Raw genomic sequence first — 17,719 nt, forward strand, 5'->3', positions numbered from 1 at the left:
ATGCTCGACGTCCGGCGGCTGCGGCTGCTGCGGGATCTGGCGCAGCACGGGACGATCGCCGCCGTGGCCGCCGCGCACACGTACACGCCCTCGGCCGTGTCGCAGCAGCTCGCCGCGTTGGAGCGGGAGGCCGGCGTCGCGCTGCTCGAGCGTAGCGGGCGGCGGGTCGCGCTCACCCCGGCCGGGCGGACCCTCGTCGCGCACGCCGAGGAGGTGCTGGCGGCGCTGGAGCGGGCCACCGCCGCGCTGGCCGCCGGACGCGACGGCCTGTCGGGCCCGCTGCGCATCGGCGCGTTCCCGACCGCGATGCGCACGCTGCTGCCGTCGGCCCTGGTCGCGCTGGGCGAGGCCCATCCGGCGCTCGAGCTCAGTGTGCAGGAGCTGGACCCGGCAGCCGTACCGCACCTGCTCCGCGACGGCACCCTCGACGTGGCCCTGGTCCACGACTACGACCTCGTGCCCATCGAGCCGGACCCGGCGCTGCGCACCCTCCCCCTGCGCGACGAGACGATCTTCGTGGCCGCCCAGCGCCCGCGGACCCTCGCCGAGTGCCACGACGAGCCGTGGATCCTCGCCAGCCGCGGCACCCTCTGCCACACGATGACCGTGCGGGCCTGCGAGGCGGCGGGATTCACGCCACGGGTACGCCACCACGCCGACGACTTCGTCACCGTCCTCACGTTCGTCGCCGCCGGGCAGGGCGTCGCGCTCGTGCCGGAGCTCGCCGCCGTCGACGTCCCGGCGGGCGTGGTCCTGACGCCGCTCGACACCCGCCGCCGCACCCGCCTCGCCTTCCGCGCCGGCGCGGCCCAGCACCCCGCCGTGACCGCGTTCGCGGAGGCGCTCGGCATCTGAGCGAGGACGGCACGAAGCCGCCCGGCATCTGAGCGGGTGAAGCGCAAAGCCGCCGAGCGGCCGATGCCGGTGCGGCGCGAAGCCGCCCAGCGGCCGATGCGGGTGCGGCGCGAAGCCGCCCAGCGGCCGATGCGGGTGCGGCGCGAAGCCGCCCAGCGGCCGATGCGGGTGCGGCGCGAAGCCACCCAGCGGCCGATGCGGGTGCGGCGCGAAGCCACCCAGCGGCCGATGCGGGTGCGGGCCGGGTGCGGCGCCGGAGCCGGGCGGGACCATGTGTCAAGGGCCACGCCCGCCGTGCCGAAGCAAGACGCCGTGACCGCCTTCACCCCCGCCGACCCGGTCCTGCACCTGCTGCGCCGGGCCACCTACGGCCCCACCGCCGAGTCCGAGGCCGAGCTGCGCAAGCTCGGCGCCGCGGCCTGGCTCGAGCGGCAGCTCAACCCCGCGTCCATCGACGACTCGGCGTGCCAGGCGGTGCTGGCGGAGTACACCCTGATCGGCCAGGACATCGCGGGCGTGCGGGCGCTGGTGAAGGCCGGCTCGATGAAGTCGGGCGCGTGGGACGTCATGCGGCAGCTCGGCACCGCGGCCGTGGCCCGGGCGGCCTGGAGCAACCGGCAGCTGTTCGAGCTCATGGTCGACTTCTGGTCGAACCACCTCAACGTCACGTGCCCGTCGAGCGAGGTGTGGGACAGCCGGGCGCAGTACGACACCGTGATCCGCGCCAACGCGCTCGGGCGGTTCGCGGACCTGCTCAAGGCCTCGATGCGGTCGCCCGCGATGCTGTCGTACCTGGACAACCGCTCCTCGACGAAGGCCAGGCCGAACGAGAACTACGCGCGCGAGCTGCTGGAGCTGCACACGGTCGGGCTGGTGTACTCCGAGGCCGACGTGAAGGACGCGGCCCGCCTGCTCACCGGGCTGACCGTCGACCCGGCCGGCGGGCAGTACCGGTTCGACGCCGCCCAGCACGCGACCGGGCCGGTGACGATCCTCGGCTGGCGGCACGACAACGCGACCGCCGGCGGCGGCGAGGCGGCCGCGCTCGCCTACGCGGACATGCTGGCGATGCACCCGGCGACCGCCGAGCGCCTGGCCCGCAAGCTGTGCGTGCGCTTCGTCGCCGACGAGGCACCGGCGACGCTCGTGGCCCGGCTCGCGCGGGTGTACCTGGACAACCGCACGGCGATCGTGCCGGTCCTGCGGGCACTGTTCACGTCGCCGGAGTTCGCCGCCGCGACCGGGGCGAAGGTGCGCACGCCGCTGGAGGACGTGGCCGCGACGGTGCGCGTGCTCGGCATCGGCCCGACGGCCGGCATGGACGGCGTCCGGGGGCTCTACTCCTACCTGAGCGACATGGGCCACGCGCCGCTGCGCTGGGCGCCGCCGAACGGGTACCCGGACGTCGCCGCCGCCTGGGCCGCCCCCTCGGGGTTGCTGATCCGCTGGAACGCGCACCTCAACATCGCGGCCGGCTGGTATCCCAAGCAGCTGGCGCGGCCGGCGTCGATGCTGGCGTACCTCGTGCCGAAGCTCCCCGCGACCCACGGCGCGTTCGTCGACGCCCTCGCCGGCCGCCTCGTCGGGCAGCCCCTGGCCCCGGCGCACAGCGCGGCGCTGCTGAGCTTCCTCGGCAAGGCCGCGAGCGCCCCGCTGAAGGCGACGGACGCGGCCGCGACGGGGCGGCTGCCGCACCTCATCGCCCTGATTCTCGACTCGCCGTACCACCTCTACCGCTAAGGGGCACGAGCCATGGACTGCTGCATCTCCCGCCGCGGGGTGCTGACCATCGGGGCCGGCGCGGCGCTCACCGGGCTGATCGGCGAGGGCCTGTCGACCCGGCTGGCGTTCGCGGGCACCCCGTACACCGGCGACACCCTCGTCGTGCTGTCGCTGCGCGGCGGCTTCGACGGGCTGTCGGCGATCGTGCCGATCGGCGACGCCGACTACTACCGGGCCCGGCCGACGATCGCGGTGCCGAAGGCGTCCGTCATCGCCGGCGACGGCACGTTCGGGCTGCACCCGGCGTTCGCGCCGCTGCGGGCGCGGTGGGCGGCCGGCACGTTCGGCGCCGTGCACGCCGTCGGGCAGCCGAACCCGTCCCGCTCGCACTTCCAGGCGATGGAGGACATGGAGCGGGCCGCGGCCGGCACCTCGATCCGCACCGGCTGGCTGGACCGGATGCTCGGCGTCGCCGGCGCCTCCAGCCCGATGGCGGGCGTGGCGATGGGCACGAGCGCCCCGGCGCGGCTGTTCGCCGGCCCGGCGCCGTCGGCGAGCATGCTGACCGTCGACGGGTTCAAGCTCAACGGCCAGGACGCCAAGACCCCGATGATGGGGACCCTGGCGAAGCTCTACGACGGCGCCCCCGACCTGCTGGCCGGGCCGGCGCGGGCGGTCGGGCAGACCCTCGGCACCGTCGGCGCGCTGCCCGCCGGCACGCCGGGCGCGACCTACCCGGCCACGGCGCTCGGCAACGCGCTCAAGGACGTGGCCCGGCTGGTGCGGGCGAACGTGGGGCTCATGGCCGCGACGGTGGACTTCGGCGACTGGGACATGCACGAGGCGCTGGGGGCGCCGGTGAAGGGCCAGCGGATGTACGACCACCTGACCGAGCTGGCCCTGGCGCTGGACGCGTTCGCGACCGACCTCGGGCCCGCGTTCGGGCGGGTGACGCTGGTGACGCTGAGCGAGTTCGGGCGGCGGGTGGCGGAGAACGGCTCGCGGGGCGTCGACCACGGCAGCGGCAACGCGATGCTGCTGCTCGGCGGCGGCGTGCGCGGCGGCACGGTGCACGGCACGTGGCCGACGCTCGCCCCGGCGGCGCTGGCGGCCGGCGACCTGGCCGCGACGACCGACTACCGCACGGTGATCGGCGAGATCCTGCAGCGGCGGTGCGGGCTGGGCTCCCTGGCCGACGTGTTCCCGAACGCGGCGGCCGGCACCGCGCTCGGCGTCGTGGCGGCGCGTTAGGCGCCGAGGCGTTCCCGCAGCCAGGTGAGCATCACGTCGGCCTGGTCCTGCTGGAACCTGCGCAGCGTGGGCAGGCCGGGCGGGTCGGGCCGGCGGGCGCGGTCGGCGAACATGCCGGCCAGGCCCGCCACGCACCCGGTGACGTCCGCGGGGTCGCCGCCGATGACGTCGTCGGTGATGCGCCCGCCGTACAGCCGGATGTTCAGCACCAGGCCCAGCGCGTCGAACCAGGGCGGGCCGGCGCAGCCGAACGGCCAGTCGACGACGACCACGGTGCCGTCGGGGCGGATGAGCAGGTTGTCGGCGCGCACGTCGCCGTGCACGAGCGCGTCGCCGGCCAGGGCCGCGTGCCCCCGCTCGGACAGCTCCGCGAGCAGGTCGAGGTGCCGGGCCGCCCACGGGTCGAGCGTCGCCGGCGGGTCGGCGGCGACGGCGCGCCACCCGGCGAAGTCCTCCACGGTGCCGTCCTGCAGCTTCGGAAGGTTCCGCACCGGTACGGCCAGTGCCCGCAACGCCTCCAGGACCGCCGCGGCCTCGTCGTCGCGCCACGGGGTGTGCGGGTGGCGGCCGTCGACGTCGGCGTAGACCAGCGCGACCCAGTCGCCGTCGTCGTGCGTGCCGAGCAGCGGCGGCGTCGGCAGGCCCGGCGGCAGCTGGGCGACGACCGCGGCCTCGGCCCGGTGCAGGGCGGGGCTGTCCGGGTTGAGGGCGGCGCCGACGGCCTTCACGAAGGAGCGGCGCCCGGTCGCGGTGACGACCCGGTCGGCGGTGCCGGGCGAGAACCCGCCCGCCTGCGAGACGGCCGACGCGACCGGCTCGCCGAGGATGTCCTCGACGGCCGCGCGCACGCCGCCGGGCAGGTCGGCCCAGCCGATGCGTACCCCCGATGCCAGCACCATGCGGCGATCGTCGCAGAGCCTTCCCGGCCGGCGACACCGATTTCCGGTCCGCCGGGCCGTCACGTGGCGCACACGGCGCGTTCGCGCGCCGGCCACCCGCGACCGGCCGCCGAGAGACTGCCGGTCGTGAATACGAGCACGTGAGGCCGGATGTCCTCCGCGGGCAGGCTGACAGGATGTGACCTGTGGCACGTTTGGGGGATTCCGGATCGGGCCACAATCCGTAACGTCGGTCCTATCGCAGTCTGACAGCACTGAGGGGGAAATCTCCATGAGCGACTTCGACGCCGCGGACACCGGCCAGGACGTCGACTACGGCCACTACGACGCGGGTCAGGAGCACAACTCGCTGGACCAGCTGCACCAGGCGCAGGGATCCGAGGCCGACGCCCAGTCGCAGTTCGGCGTCTACGAGAACGACCACCACGCGGCCGAGTCCACGGACTTCTCGCAGGGGCACCACACCGAGTACGACCAGCCCGCCGCGGTCCACTACGAGTCCGACGACTACACCAACTTCAGCCACGACGCGACCTCCGACGACCACGTCTTCGCGGCGCAGGGCAGCGAGTCCTCGCACCAGGCCGAGTTCAGCGAGCTCAGCGCGCTGCAGGAGCGCTTCGACGGCGCGTTCGCCGAGGGCACCGAGTTCCACGGCCAGGGCGGCGAGCAGCAGCTGGGCGTCGCCGACAAGTAGGCGGCCGACCGGCCTGATCCAGCGGCCGGCGGTGGCGCGTGCCACCGCCGGCCGATTGGCATCCGCGGCCGGGACGCGTCCGCAATACGGTCGGGGGCATGGAGATCCTGCGGTACGCCGCGTTCACCGACACCCCGTCCGGCGGCAACCCGGCCGGGGTCGTGCTCGACGCCACCGGCCTCGCCGACGCCGACATGCAGCGCGTCGCGGCCGAGGTCGGCTACTCGGAGACGGCGTTCCTGACGCCCGCCGGGGATCGGGCGGCCGGGGTGCGGTACTTCAGCCCACTGGCCGAGGTCCCCTTCTGCGGCCACGCGACGATCGCCGCCGCGGTCGCCTACGCCGAGCGCTTCGGGCCGGGCCCGATCCGCCTCGCCGCGTCCGTTGGCGAGATCGCGGTCGACACCGCGGACGGCTCCGCCACCCTGCGCACGGTGGCCCCCGCGACCCGCTCGATCCCCGAGGACGTCCGGGCGCGGCTGCTGGGGGCGCTGCGGTACACCCGCGAAGACCTCGATCCGGGGCTGCCGCTGCTGGCCGCGTTCGCCGGTGCCTGGCATCCCGTCGTGGCCCTGCGCAGCCGGGAGCGGCTGGCCGGGCTCGGCTACGACGAGCCGGCGCTCGGCGCGCTCATGGCCGGGCAGGGCTGGACGACCGTCGACGTGGTGTGGCGCGAGTCGGCGACGGTGTTCCACGCCCGCAACCCGTTCCCGCCCGGCGGGGTGTACGAGGACCCGGCGACGGGGGCGGCGGCCGCGGCGCTCGGCGGCTACCTGCGCGAGCTGGGCCTCGTCGAGGCGCCCGCGGCGCTGACGATCCATCAGGGCGACGACATGGGCCGCCCCAGCCTGCTGCGGGTGGACCTGGACGACCGGGCCGGGGTGCGGGTCACGGGCCGCGCGGTCGCCATCGCGTGACGCCCCGTCCCTGACACGCCAAGAGCGTTGACCGATGGACCGCGGGAAGGGGCTGCTCCCCGCGGGCCTCGGTCAACGCTCTACGCAGCCGGGGCAGGCGGTGCCCCGTGATGCCGGACGGTTCAGCAGCTCGACGCGAAGCCGATCAGGGCCGTCGAGTTGCAGGACACGTTGATCGGCGCCTGGATCGTGGTCGACGTCTGGTTGCCGTTGCCGAAGCCGGCGTTGAAGCCGGTGTTCCAGCCGCCGCCGCCCGCGTTGATCGCCCACGCGCCGCCGTTGCCGCCGCGGCCGTTGTCGCGGTAGTCGCGGTCGTCGTACGAGGCCGCGTTGGCGTTGCCGTTGCCGTTGCGGTGCTTCTTGTGCTTCTTCTTGTGGTTCACGCCGTAGGCGTTCGCGTTGCCGTTGCCGTTGCCGCTGCCGTTGTTGTAGCCGGCCCCGCTGAACGCACCGCCGCTGCCGTTGTAGGCCACCGCGCCGCCGTCGCAGTTCGCGCTCGCGAAACCGATGATCGCGATCGAGTTGCCGCAGATGTTGACGGGCGTCTGGATGGTGGTGGAGCTCTGGTTTCCGTTGCCGAAACCGACGTTGGGCCCGCTGTTCCAGCCATCGGCGTGAGCGGCGGTCCCGGTGAGCGCGAGGCCACCCATTGCCAGCGCGGCCACCTGCACCGACCGGATGAGCCAGCGTTTCATGATGACGACCTTTCGACGAGTGATCGACGGGGAACGTCCGTCGCGATGTCCACCTAACCCGAAATGCGAGCTGCGGACGGATATTTCGGGAAATCTCGTCACGCAATGCACCCGCCCGGTGACATAACGTAGTCTTTTCCGGCGCGCCCGCGGGGCCGTCCGGTCAGCGGCGGCGACGCTTGAGCAGGTACCGCACCAGCAGCACGAGCGCGACGACGCCCGCGCCGCCGAGGATCCACAGTTGGTAGCGCCGCAGCTGCTCCACGTTGTTGCCCACGACCGCGCCGACGGTGACCCACATCGCCGTCCACACCACGCCGCCGATCGCGTCGCGGGGCGCGTACTGCCGCCAGGGCAGCGCGGTGGCCCCGGCGATGATCCCGTTGGTCTGACGCAGGCCGTCGATGAAGCGCGCGACCACGATGATGTTCCTGCCCCGGGTGGCGACGAACCGCTCGGCGCGCTCCAGGCGTTGCTCGGTCAGCCCGACGCGGCGCCCGAACCGCAGCACCGCGGGGCGCCCGGCGCGCCGGCCGAGCAGATAGCCGAGGTTGTCCCCGGCGATGGCCGCGGCCAGCGTGACGACCGCGACGAGCACGACGTGCGCGGTGCCCCTGTGCGCGGCCACGGCGGACAGGGTGACGATCGCCGTGACGGCGGGGGTCGGGATGCCCAGACCCTCCAGCAGCACCACGATCGCCAGCGCCGGGTAGCCGTACCGCTCCAACTGCTCCATCGATCAAGATCCTGCCACGGGTACACTCGCAGGCGATGGCCAGCTGGTATGAATCGCACATCGACCGGCAGATCCGCGAGGCCCAGGAGCGCGGCGAGTTCGACGACCTGCCCGGTGCCGGCCGCCCGCTGCCCGACCACGGCGAGCTGTACGACGAGGACTGGTGGGTCAAGGACCTGGCGCGCCGCGAGCGCCTGCCCTCGGGCATCCCGCCGACGCTGCGCCTGCGCCGCGAGGTCGAGGACCTGCCGGAGTCCCTCGGCGACTTCCGCACCGAGGAGTCTTTGCGCCGGGCGGTGGCCGACCTGAACGTGCGCATCGAGCGCGCCCGCCGCGGCCTGATCGAGGGCCCGCCGACCCTGCTGCACCCCCTGGACGCGGACGCCCTGGCCGCCGAGTGGCGCAGGCGTTGACAGCGGCCCCATTGAACTGTTAGTTAGTCTTCCTATTAGTTGATCTGGAGGGCTGGCTCGTGAAGATCGCGGTTGTGGGCGGCGGCTCGACGTACACCCCGGAGCTCGTCGACGGCTTCGCCCGCCTGGCCCCGTTCGCCTCGGAGATCGTCCTGCTGGACCCGGCCGCCGACCGGCTGGCCGTGGTCGGCGCGTTCGCCCGGCGCATCCTGGCGGCCCAGGGCTCCCGCACCACGCTGCGCTGGACGTCGGACGTGCGCGACGCCCTGGCCGGCGCCTCGACGGTGGTCATCCAGCTGCGCGTCGGCGGCCAGCAGGCCCGCATCAGCGACGAGACGTTCCCCCTGGCCTGCGGCTGCGTGGGCCAGGAGACCACCGGCGCCGGCGGCTTCGCCAAGGCCTTGCGCACGGTGCCGGTCGTGCTGGACATCGCCCGCCGGGCCGACCCCGGCGCCTGGATCGTGAACTTCACCAACCCCGTGGGCATCGTGACGCGGGCCCTGCTCGACGACGGCCACAAGGCCGCGGGCCTGTGCAACGTGGCGATCGGCTTCCAGCGCCGCTGGGCCGCGGCCCTGGGCGTGGACCCGTCGGCGGTGACGCTGGACCACGTCGGGCTCAACCACCTGACGTGGGAGCGGGCCGTCTACGTGGACGGCGTCGACCGCCTCCCGGGCCTCCTGGACTCCTCCCTGGACAAGATCGCCGCGGACGTGCAGATCCCCCCGGCGGTGGTGCGGGCCCTGGGCTACGTCCCGAGCTACTACCTGCGCTACTTCTACAGCCACGACGAGGTGGTGGCCGCGGAGCGCCACGAGCCGACCCGGGGCGAGCGGGTCCTGCAGATCGAGCGGGAACTGCTGGGCATGTACGCCGATCCGTCCCTGGACCGCAAGCCGGACCTCCTGTCGCAGCGGGGCGGCGCCTTCTACTCGGAGGCGGCCGTGGGCCTGATCGCGTCCCTGCACGACGACGACGGCGGCGTGCACGCGGTGAACGTGCGCAACCGGGGCTTCCTGCCGTTCCTGCCCGACGACGCGGTCATCGAGACCACCTGCCGGGTCGGCGCCGGGGGCGCGACCCCGGTCCCGGCTCCCCCGTTGCCGGCCCACCTGGCCGGCCTGATCTCCGGCGTGTCGGCCTACGAGGACCTGGCGGTGCAGGCCGCGGTGTCGGGCGGGCGGGACCGCGTCTACCGCGCCCTGCTCACCCACCCCCTGGTGGCCCAGCACGACAAGGCGGAGCGCCTGACCGACGACCTGCTGGCCGCGAACCGCGAGCACCTGGCGTGGCTGGCATGACCGCCCGCCCCGCCGCCGCCCCGGCCGGCCGGCGATGACGGCCCGCCTCTACGCCGCCGCCGACGGCGGCAACTCCAAGACCGACGTGGTCGTGGGCGACTCCGACGGCCGCATCCTGTCCCGCGTCACCGGCCCGACGATCTCCCCGCACGTGCTGAGCTTCGACGGCGCCCTGGCCCAGCTGTCCGCCCTGGTCGCCCGGGCCCGCCGCGAGGCCGCCCTGCCGCCGTCGATCGAGCTGTCCCACCTGGCCGTCTACACCGCCGGCGCCGACCTGCCGATCGAGGTCGAGCGCCTCAACGCCGGGGTCTCGGCCCTGGCCCTGGCCGCCACGACGACCGTCGACAACGACCTGTTCGCCCTCCTGCGGGCCGGCTCCGCCACCCCCGACGCGGTCGGCGTCGTCTGCGGCGCGGGGATCAACGCCGCCGGCCGCCGAGCCGACGGCGCGACCTCCCGCTTCCCGGCCCTGGGCCAGCGCTCCGGCGACTGGGGCGGCGGCCACCACCTGGCCGCCCTGGCCCTGTACCACGCCATCCGCTCCGAGGACGGCCGCGGCCCGGCGACGGCGCTGGAACCGGCCGTGCGCGAGCACTTCGGCGCCCCGACCGTGGAGGCGGTGACCATCGCCCTGCACCTGGGCGACCTGCCGGAGTCCCGGCTGGACGAGCTCTGCGAGGTCATGTTCGCGGTGGCCACGGCCGGCGACGAGCTGGCCGCCCGGGTCGTGCGCCGCCTGGCCGACGAGATCGAGTCCCTCGTCCGCGTCTCGGCGCAGCGGCTGGACCTGCTGCTGTCGCCGTACACGATCGTCCTGGGCGGCGGCGTCCTGACGGCCCGCCACCCGGTGCTGCACGACGATCTGCTGCCCCGCCTGCACGCGCTGTCGCCCCGCGCCACGGTGAACGTCCTGTCCTCCCTGCCGGTGGCCGGCGCCGCGCTGCTGGCCCTGGACACCCTGCACGGCGGCCCGTGCCCACCGGCGCTGGAGTCCGCGGTCCGGGCGGCGCTGTAGCCGCCGCCGGCACCGTGGCGGCAGCGACCGCGTCGGTCCTGGTAGCGCCCTGGCACCGGTGGCAGGATTGGTGAGCATGACCGACGCTGGAGCGCTGGGCGCTGACGAGGATACGTTCATCGCGGTGGTGCGCTCGGGCGATGCGGCGCGGTTCGCGCTGCTCACGGAGCGGCACCGGCGTGAGCTGCAGGTGCACTGCTACCGGATGCTCGCCAACTACGAGGACGCCCTGGACATGACGCAGGAGACGTTCCTGCGCGCGTGGCACAAGCGGGAGTCGTTCAAGGGCCACGCCGCGCTGCGGACCTGGCTGTACCGGATCGCGACGAACGCCTGCCTCGACTTCCTGGAGCAGCGCCGCGACCGCACCCCCGTGCCGTCCGGGCTGCCGGACTCCAGCTCCGAGGTGCTGTACCTGCAGCCGTACCCCGACCGGATGCTCCCCGAGGACCCGCAGGAATCGGTCGTGGCGCGCGAGACGATCGAGCTGGCGTTCATCGCCGCCGTCCAGCACCTGCCGCCGCGGCAGCGGGCGGTGTTCATCCTGCGCGACGTCGTCGGCTGGCCGGCGCCGAAGGCCGCCGAAGCCCTCGGCCTGACCGTCGCATCGGTGACCAGCGCGCTGCAGCGGGCGCGCGTGACGATGCGCGAGCAGCTGCCCGGCCGCCGCCTCGACTGGCGCAGCCCCGCGGCCCACGAGCTGTCGCACGACGAGCGCGGCGTGGTGCATTCCTACATCGACGCCCACGAGCGCAACGACCTCGACGGGCTGATGTCCCTGCTGCGCGACGACCTGCGCTTCGTGATGCTGCCCGAGGCGGGCACCTCGACCGGCACCGCCAAGGACGCGGTGGACGGCTGGGTCTCCGGCGGGCTCTTCCAGCCCGGCCACGACGACTGGCGCTGCATCGCCACGACGGTCAACCGGATGCCCGCCGCCGCGCTGTACCGGCGCGCCCCCGGCGACCCGGCGCACCGGTTGTACACCCTCGCGGTCCTGCACATCGTCGACGGGAAGATCGCCGAGCTCACCGGGTTCGACGCCACCGGCAAGCCATGGCTGGGCCTGCCCCCGACCCTGTGAACACCGGTGCCCCGCCGGCAGCGCCGGCGGGGCACCGTGATGCCAGAACAACGTCAGGAAGGATGCCGGCCCGGCCTCACGAACCGGGCACCTGGCGCGTGCTCATCGCCTCGTCTCGTACCGGGTCAGCACCACGCCGCCGGGGAACGTCCGCGTCTCCACGAGGTTCAGCTTCACCCAGCTGTCCAGCGCGGTGAAGAACGGCGTGCCGCCGCCCACCAGGACCGGGTAGGTGACCAGCAGGTACTCGTCGATCAGCCCGGCCCGCATGGCCGCCCCGGCGAGCGTCGCACCGACGATGTCCATCGGCCCGCCGTCCTCCGCCTTGAGCCGGGCGATCTCGGTGACCGCGTCGCCGGTGACCACGCGCGTGTTCCAGTCGACCGGGCCGAGTGTCGAGGAGAACACCACCTTCGGCATGTCCCGCCAGCGGCCGGCGAACTCGATCTCCGCCGGTGTGGCGCCGGGCTGCTGGTCGGCGGTCGGCCAGTGGGAACTCATCGCCTCCCACAGCTTGCGCCCGTACAGCGCCAGGCCCGTCGCCCCCACCCGGTCGGACCACCACTGGAACAGCTCGTCGCCCTGCGACGAGTCCGCTCCCTCATCCCCACTCCAGCCGATGTCGTCGCCGGGCGCGGCGATGTAGCCGTCCAGGGTCACATTCATGCCGAAGGTCAGTTTTCGCACCATGCCAGCCTCTCGTCGGTCGGTTGCATACGTACAGACGGGCGCTGCGCGAAAACCTCATCGGTGCGCGCCGCCGGCGGCCGGCGGTTCCCGCGCGGGCACGGCCGGCCGCTCGACCGGCGTTCAGTCCCCGGTGAACTCCGCGAACGCCTCGAGGGCGTCCGCATCCCCGTACGGCCTGGTCACGTAGTGCTCGGCCCACCAGCCGGCCTGCGGGTGCCGGCCGGCGGCGATGCGCTCGGCCGCCGCCCCGGCGTCGTAGGCGGTGCGCCGCAACTGCACGGCACCGTCACCGAGCAGGGCCCAGTACGCGCCGGCCGGGCCGTAGTTCATCCCGACGCTGCCCGGGTTCACCACGCGCCGCCCCGCGGCGAGCCGGTCGAAGGGCATGTGCGTGTGCCCGCACACGACCAGCCCGGCGTCGACGCCCTCCAGCACCGTGTTCCAGCGGGAGATCGGCGAGTCGACGAGGACGAACTCGTCGTCCCGGCGCGGGGTGGCGTGGCAGAACAGGGTCGGCCCGAGGCCGTCCACGTCGAGCGTCACGGTCATCGGCAGGCCGGCCATGAGGTCGCGGTGCCGCTGCTCGATCAGGGCGGCGCAGGTGGCGGCGTCGGCGGCGTTGCGGCCCTCGCCGGGCTTGCCGTCGAAGGCGTCGACGAGCTCGCGCTCGCCGTTGCCGTGCACCCATGTGGCACGCTCGCCGAGGCCGGCGAGCACGTCGAGGGTCTCGGCCGGCATCGGGCCCCCGGCGATGTCGCCGAGCAGGACGATCCGGTCGGCCCCGTGCGCCTCGACGTCGGCGAGGACCGCCTCGAGCGCGGGAAGGTTGGCATGGACATCGGCAAGCACCGCCACTCTCATCCCTGCAACATACGGGTGCGGCGTCCGCCGGCGCCGCGATGATGAAGGCCGGGTTAAGAGCTCTGGACATGAACAGTTAACAAACCTAATAATGGCGACCACCGTCGATGGAGGTCGCCCATGAAGCCCACGAAGCGCGCCGCGCTCATACTCGGCGCCGCAACCCTGCTGGTCACAGGCCTGTTCGTGGCCACCAACGCGTATGCGGCCAACCTGCTGTCCAACCCCGGCTTCGAGAGCGGCAACCTGTCGGGCTGGTCGTGCACCGGCTCCGGCTCGGGCGCGGTCACCTCGCCCGTGCACTCCGGCTCGTACGCCCTCAACGGCAATGCCACCAACGCCGACACCGCCCAGTGCACGCAGACCGTCACCGTCCAGCCGAACACCGCGTACACCCTCTCCGGCTGGGTCCGCGGCAGCTACGTCTACCTCGGCGTGACCGGCGGCGCGTCCACGTGGACCCCCGCGGCCACGGCCTACACCAAGCTCACCGTCCCGTTCACCACCGCCGCCGGTCAGACCTCGGTCCAGGTGTACCTGCACGGCTGGTACGGCACCGGCGCCTACAACGCCGACGACATCGCCCTGGACGGGCCCGGCACCCCGCCCACGACGACCCCGCCGACCTCGTCGTCCCCGTCGAAGAGCCCCTCGGCCAGCGCGAGCCCGTCGAAGAGCCCGTCGGCGAGCGCGAGCCCGTCGAAGAGCCCGAGCACCAGCCCGACCACCAGCCCGACCACCCCGGTCACCGGCATCCCCAAGCACGCGCTCATCGGCTACAACCACGCCAGCTTCGCCAACGGCTCCGGCTACATCCGCATGGCCGACGTCCCCGCCGCCTGGGACGTCATCGACCTCGCCTTCGGCGAGCCGACCAGCGTCACCTCCGGCGACATCCGCTTCAACCGCTGCTCCGCCGCCGAGTGCCCGGGCGTGGAGTCCGACGCCGAGTTCCTCGCCGCCATCAAGGCCAAGCAGGCCCAGGGCAAGAAGGTCCTCATCTCCATCGGCGGCCAGAACGGCCAGGTCCAGCTGACCACCACCGCCGCCCGCGACGCCTTCGTCAGCTCCGTCAGCGCCATCATCGACCGGTGGGGCCTCGACGGGCTCGACATCGACTTCGAGGGCCACTCGCTCTACCTCAACGCCGGCGACAGCGACTTGCGCAACCCGACCACCCCGGTCGTCGTCAACCTCATCAGCGCCCTGAAGTCGCTCAAGGCCAAGTACGGCGCCAAGTTCGTGCTCACCATGGCCCCCGAGACCTTCTTCGTGCAGCTGGGGTACCAGTTCTACGGCGGCACCACCCAGGGCGACAACCGGGCCGGCTCCTACCTGCCGGTCATCCACGCCGTGCGGGACTTCCTCACCATTCTGCACGTCCAGGACTACAACTCCGGGCCGATCTGGGGCCTCGACAACCAGTACCACACCATGGGCGGCGCGGACTTCCACATCGCCATGACCGACATGCTCAAGGCCGGCTTCCCGGTCGCCAACACCGGCCAGACCTTCCCCGGCCTGCGCGCGGACCAGATCGCGATCGGCGTCCCGGCCGCGGTCAGCGCCGGCAACGGCTACGTCGCCAACAGCGTCGTGCAGTCCGCGGTCACCTGCCTGGTCAACGGCTCCGGCTGCGGCGGATACACCCTGCGCGGCGGCCCCTCGCCCGCGCTGCGCGGCCTCATGACCTGGTCGATCAACTGGGACCGCTACTACAACTGGGAGTTCCAGAACGCCCAGCGCCCCTACCTCAACGCCCTGCCGTAGACGCTTGCCGTAGGTTCGACGGGTGAGCGCACTCGACCTGGTGACCAGCTGGCCCGTACCGACCGCCGCCGTGGCGGTCGTGGATCCCAAGGGAATCCGCGACCGCCACGGCCCGGACACCGCCCTGCCGTGGGCGTCGGTCACCAAGCTGCTCACCGCCCTGACCGTCCTCGTGGCGGTCGACCGCGGCGACGTCCTGCTCGACGAGCCCGCCGGCCCCGAGGGGGCGACGGTGCGTCACCTGCTCGCGCACACCTCCGGTGTCGCCTTCGACACCGACCAGATCCTCGCCGGCCCCGGCCGCAAGCGGATCTACTCCAACACCGGCTTCGAGCTGCTCGCCGACTTCGTGCTCACCCGCACCGGCGGCACCTTCGCGGAGCTCGTGACCGAGTCGGTGCTGCGGCCGCTGGGCATGGGCGGCACCCGCCTCGAGGGCTCCCCCGCCGCCGGCGCCGTCGGGCCCGTCTCCGACCTCGCCCTGCTGGGCCAGGAACTGCTCGACCCGTCGCTCGCGCCCGACCTCATGCCCGAGGCGGTCACCGTGCAGTATCCGGGCGTCACCGGCGTCCTGCCCGGCTTCGGCCGCCAGGACCCCAACGACTGGGGCCTCGGCTTCGAGCTGCGCGACCACAAGTCGCCGCACTGGACCGGCGCGAACAACTCGCCCCGCACCTTCGGGCACTTCGGCAAGACCGGCACGTTCCTGTGGGTCGACCCCGACGCGAACCTGGCCCTGGCCTGCCTCACCGACCGCAACTTCGACACCTGGGCGGCCGAGGTCTGGCCGGAGCTGTCCGACGCCGTGCTCGGCGAGCACGGCGCGGCGACCGCGTCCTAGGACCGCGTCCTAGGACCAACGGCGCCGTGCTCGGCGAGCACGGCGCCGCGACCGCGTCCTAGTACCAGCCGGCCGTCGACCAGTCGTCGGCCGACCAGTAGTGACCGCTCCAGTAGTGCCCGGACCAGTAGTGGCCGGTCCAGTACTGCTCGGACCACGCCGGGTCGCTCCACGAGCCGGTCCCGGTCCACGGCGTGCCGCCCCAGGTCGCCGCCGACCAGGTCCGCGACGTGTACGGCGGCACCCACCGCTGGTTGTCCTGGTCCAGGCAGTCCCACAGCTGCAGCTGGACGCCGTTGGCGGCGTTCCAGTCGGTGACGTCCAGGCACCGGCCCGAGCCGGCGTTGATCAGCTGCCGCGCCGAGGTCACCTTCCACTGCTGCGCCGGCGTGCCGTTGCAGTCGTAGAGCTGGATCTTGGTGCCGTTCTGGTTCGCGGCCGCGGTCACGTCCATGCACTTGCCCAGCGCGCGGACGGTGCCGTCGGACTGCAGCTGCCAGTACTGCGCCGGGGTGTTGTTGCAGTCGTACAGCTGGATCGGCGTCCCGTTGTTGTTGAGCCGGTTCATGACGTCGATGCACTTGCCGGCCAGGCCCGCGATCTGCCCGGTGCCGCCGGTGCCCCCGTCGCCGGTCCAGGTGTCGCCGGCCATCCGGTAGCCCATCCAGACGCCGCCGTTCCACGTCTGCTTCTGCCCGGCGAGGCTCGCCCACGCCGCGTTGTTGAACGGGCCGAAGATGGTCCGCTCGCCCGTCAGGGACACGTTGTCGACAGTCAGGTGGTTGCCGCCGCGGGCCGTCTCCACCGAGCCGGTGCCGGTGCCCTTCGCGAACGTCTGCGTCACGCTCGGCGTGCTCAGCGCGGCCGACGCGGCCACGTTGAGCTCCTTGAAGCCCTTGCCGGTGCCCGTGCTCAGCGCCGACGCGCCGTTGAGCAGCAGCGCCTTCGCCTGGTCCGGGGTCAGCGACGGGCGCTGCTGCAGCAGCAGCGCCGCGGCCGAGGACACCACCGCGGCCGCCTGCGAGGTGCCGGAGCCCTTGAAGCCGGTCTCGCCGACGCGGGCGCCCGGGTAGGTCTGGTCGACGTAGGAGTTGACGTCCCGCAGCGACACGATCGACTCGCCCGGCGCCAGCAGGTCCACCTTGCGCGACGCGGCCGAGCCGTTGGTGAACGCCGCCAGCTCGTCGTCGGCCGTGCTCACCGTCTGCTTCGTCGTCGACGCGCCGACCGCCACCACGAACGGGTCCATTGCCGGGTTCGTCAGCGCCGTGGTCGTGCTGCCGTCGTTGCCGGCCGCGATGACGACCACGATCCCGGCCTGCCACGCCTGCTCGACCGCGTACATCAGCGGGTCGACGCCGGCGGCCGACATGCCCGCCGTGCCGTACGACAGGTTGATCACCCGGATCGGGTTCGCCGGGTCGTAGTTGCGGTTCTGCACCACCCAGTCGATCGCCGCGATCATCTGCGTGACGTCGGCGGCGCCGGTCGCGGTGCCGACCTTCACGGAGGTCACCTTGGCCTTGGGCGCGAGGCCGACGGTACCGCCGGCCGGGTCGTTGCCGACCATGATGCCCGCCATGTGCGTGCCGTGGCCGAACGTGTCGAGGTAGCGCAGCTGCGCCGACTGCGACTCGAACGACAGGTCGGGTCCGTTCACCACCTGCCCGGCCGGCAGCCCGGTCACCGGGGCGATGCCGGTGTCGACCAGCGCGATGCCGACGCCCTGCCCGGTCAGCGACGCCGCCGGGCCGGTGTCGGCCCGCACGATCGACCGGACGCTCTTCAGCGTCGTGCCGGCGCTCGTCGGCCACTCGTCGGCGAGGAACCCGCCGCCGGCCTTCCTCGCGGCCGTGCCATCCCCGGGCAGTGCCGCCGCGGCCGGGGTGGCCGCGGCGAACAGCCCCAGCGTCGCCACCGCGGCCACCGCACTCCAGCGCCGGCCCGCTCTCGCTTTGCTCATCAACCATCT

At 73.5% G+C, this 17,719-nt stretch carries 17 protein-coding genes; 11 read left to right on the plus strand and 6 right to left on the minus strand.

Going from position 1 to position 17,719, the window contains the following annotated elements; genetic code table 11:
* The 3 genes from ACQP1P_RS31135 to ACQP1P_RS31145 all read left to right on the plus strand — a co-directional run bounded on the left by ACQP1P_RS31135 (position 1) and on the right by ACQP1P_RS31145 (position 3,828).
* On the plus strand, positions 1-855 hold the full coding sequence (locus tag ACQP1P_RS31135) for a LysR family transcriptional regulator (RefSeq protein ID WP_433076214.1): 855 nt from the start codon (positions 1-3) through the stop codon (positions 853-855).
* A gap of 312 nt (positions 856-1,167) precedes the next feature.
* Positions 1,168-2,595: a DUF1800 domain-containing protein gene (locus tag ACQP1P_RS31140; protein WP_433076216.1), complete on the plus strand. Its 1,428-nt coding sequence runs from the start codon at positions 1,168-1,170 to the stop codon at positions 2,593-2,595.
* A gap of 12 nt (positions 2,596-2,607) precedes the next feature.
* Positions 2,608-3,828 carry a DUF1501 domain-containing protein gene (locus ACQP1P_RS31145; protein ID WP_433076218.1) on the plus strand — a complete coding sequence of 407 codons (1,221 nt, stop codon included), beginning with the start codon at positions 2,608-2,610 and terminating at the stop codon, positions 3,826-3,828.
* Here the strand turns inward: ACQP1P_RS31145 and ACQP1P_RS31150 are convergent.
* A complete protein-coding gene (locus tag ACQP1P_RS31150; protein ID WP_433076220.1) occupies positions 3,825-4,727 on the minus strand; it encodes a phosphotransferase family protein in 903 nt (300 codons plus the stop codon). The genes ACQP1P_RS31145 and ACQP1P_RS31150 overlap by 4 nt on opposite strands.
* Positions 4,728-4,998: 271 nt before the next feature.
* Between ACQP1P_RS31150 and ACQP1P_RS31155 the strand changes: the two genes are divergently transcribed.
* A complete protein-coding gene (locus ACQP1P_RS31155) occupies positions 4,999-5,424 on the plus strand; it encodes a hypothetical protein (protein WP_433076222.1) in 426 nt (141 codons plus the stop codon).
* Between the two features lie 98 nt (positions 5,425-5,522).
* Positions 5,523-6,341: a PhzF family phenazine biosynthesis protein gene (locus tag ACQP1P_RS31160; RefSeq protein WP_433076223.1), complete on the plus strand. Its 819-nt coding sequence runs from the start codon at positions 5,523-5,525 to the stop codon at positions 6,339-6,341.
* 122 nt (positions 6,342-6,463) lie between these two features.
* On the opposite strand, the gene ACQP1P_RS31165 is transcribed toward ACQP1P_RS31160, so the two are convergent.
* On the minus strand, positions 6,464-7,036 hold the full coding sequence (locus ACQP1P_RS31165; protein WP_433076225.1) for a chaplin family protein: 573 nt from the start codon (positions 7,034-7,036) through the stop codon (positions 6,464-6,466).
* Between the two features lie 163 nt (positions 7,037-7,199).
* Entirely contained in the window at positions 7,200-7,772 is a 573-nt protein-coding gene (locus ACQP1P_RS31170) for a DedA family protein (RefSeq protein WP_433076229.1), read from the minus strand.
* A gap of 35 nt (positions 7,773-7,807) precedes the next feature.
* On the opposite strand from ACQP1P_RS31170, the gene ACQP1P_RS31175 reads away from it, so the two are divergent.
* The 4 genes from ACQP1P_RS31175 (at position 7,808) to ACQP1P_RS31190 (ending at position 11,585) form a co-directional block, all read left to right on the plus strand.
* Entirely contained in the window at positions 7,808-8,185 is a 378-nt protein-coding gene (locus ACQP1P_RS31175) for a DUF1992 domain-containing protein (RefSeq protein WP_433076231.1), read from the plus strand.
* Between the two features lie 59 nt (positions 8,186-8,244).
* Entirely contained in the window at positions 8,245-9,486 is a 1,242-nt protein-coding gene (locus ACQP1P_RS31180; RefSeq protein ID WP_433076233.1) for a 6-phospho-beta-glucosidase, read from the plus strand.
* A gap of 34 nt (positions 9,487-9,520) precedes the next feature.
* Complete coding sequence (locus tag ACQP1P_RS31185) at positions 9,521-10,501, plus strand: N-acetylglucosamine kinase (protein WP_433076235.1); 981 nt, start codon at positions 9,521-9,523, stop codon at positions 10,499-10,501.
* 76 nt (positions 10,502-10,577) lie between these two features.
* Complete coding sequence (locus ACQP1P_RS31190; protein ID WP_433076237.1) at positions 10,578-11,585, plus strand: RNA polymerase subunit sigma-70; 1,008 nt, start codon at positions 10,578-10,580, stop codon at positions 11,583-11,585.
* A 102-nt stretch (positions 11,586-11,687) separates the two neighbouring features.
* On the opposite strand, the gene ACQP1P_RS31195 is transcribed toward ACQP1P_RS31190, so the two are convergent.
* Positions 11,688-12,275 carry a dihydrofolate reductase family protein gene (locus ACQP1P_RS31195; RefSeq protein WP_433076239.1) on the minus strand — a complete coding sequence of 196 codons (588 nt, stop codon included), beginning with the start codon at positions 12,273-12,275 and terminating at the stop codon, positions 11,688-11,690.
* Between the two features lie 120 nt (positions 12,276-12,395).
* A complete protein-coding gene (locus ACQP1P_RS31200; RefSeq protein ID WP_433076241.1) occupies positions 12,396-13,136 on the minus strand; it encodes a metallophosphoesterase family protein in 741 nt (246 codons plus the stop codon).
* A gap of 120 nt (positions 13,137-13,256) precedes the next feature.
* Between ACQP1P_RS31200 and ACQP1P_RS31205 the strand changes: the two genes are divergently transcribed.
* The gene (locus tag ACQP1P_RS31205) at positions 13,257-14,906 is read left to right on the plus strand and encodes a chitinase (RefSeq protein WP_433076243.1); all 1,650 of its coding nucleotides are present in this window, start codon (positions 13,257-13,259) and stop codon (positions 14,904-14,906) included.
* 22 nt (positions 14,907-14,928) lie between these two features.
* Complete coding sequence (locus ACQP1P_RS31210; protein WP_433076245.1) at positions 14,929-15,747, plus strand: serine hydrolase domain-containing protein; 819 nt, start codon at positions 14,929-14,931, stop codon at positions 15,745-15,747.
* Between the two features lie 58 nt (positions 15,748-15,805).
* On the opposite strand, the gene ACQP1P_RS31215 is transcribed toward ACQP1P_RS31210, so the two are convergent.
* On the minus strand, positions 15,806-17,710 hold the full coding sequence (locus ACQP1P_RS31215; RefSeq protein ID WP_433076247.1) for a S8 family serine peptidase: 1,905 nt from the start codon (positions 17,708-17,710) through the stop codon (positions 15,806-15,808).
* Positions 17,711-17,719 lie beyond the last annotated feature (9 nt).

This window comes from Dactylosporangium sp. CA-052675 (assembly GCF_050947935.1).
Taxonomy (GTDB): domain Bacteria; phylum Actinomycetota; class Actinomycetes; order Mycobacteriales; family Micromonosporaceae; genus Dactylosporangium.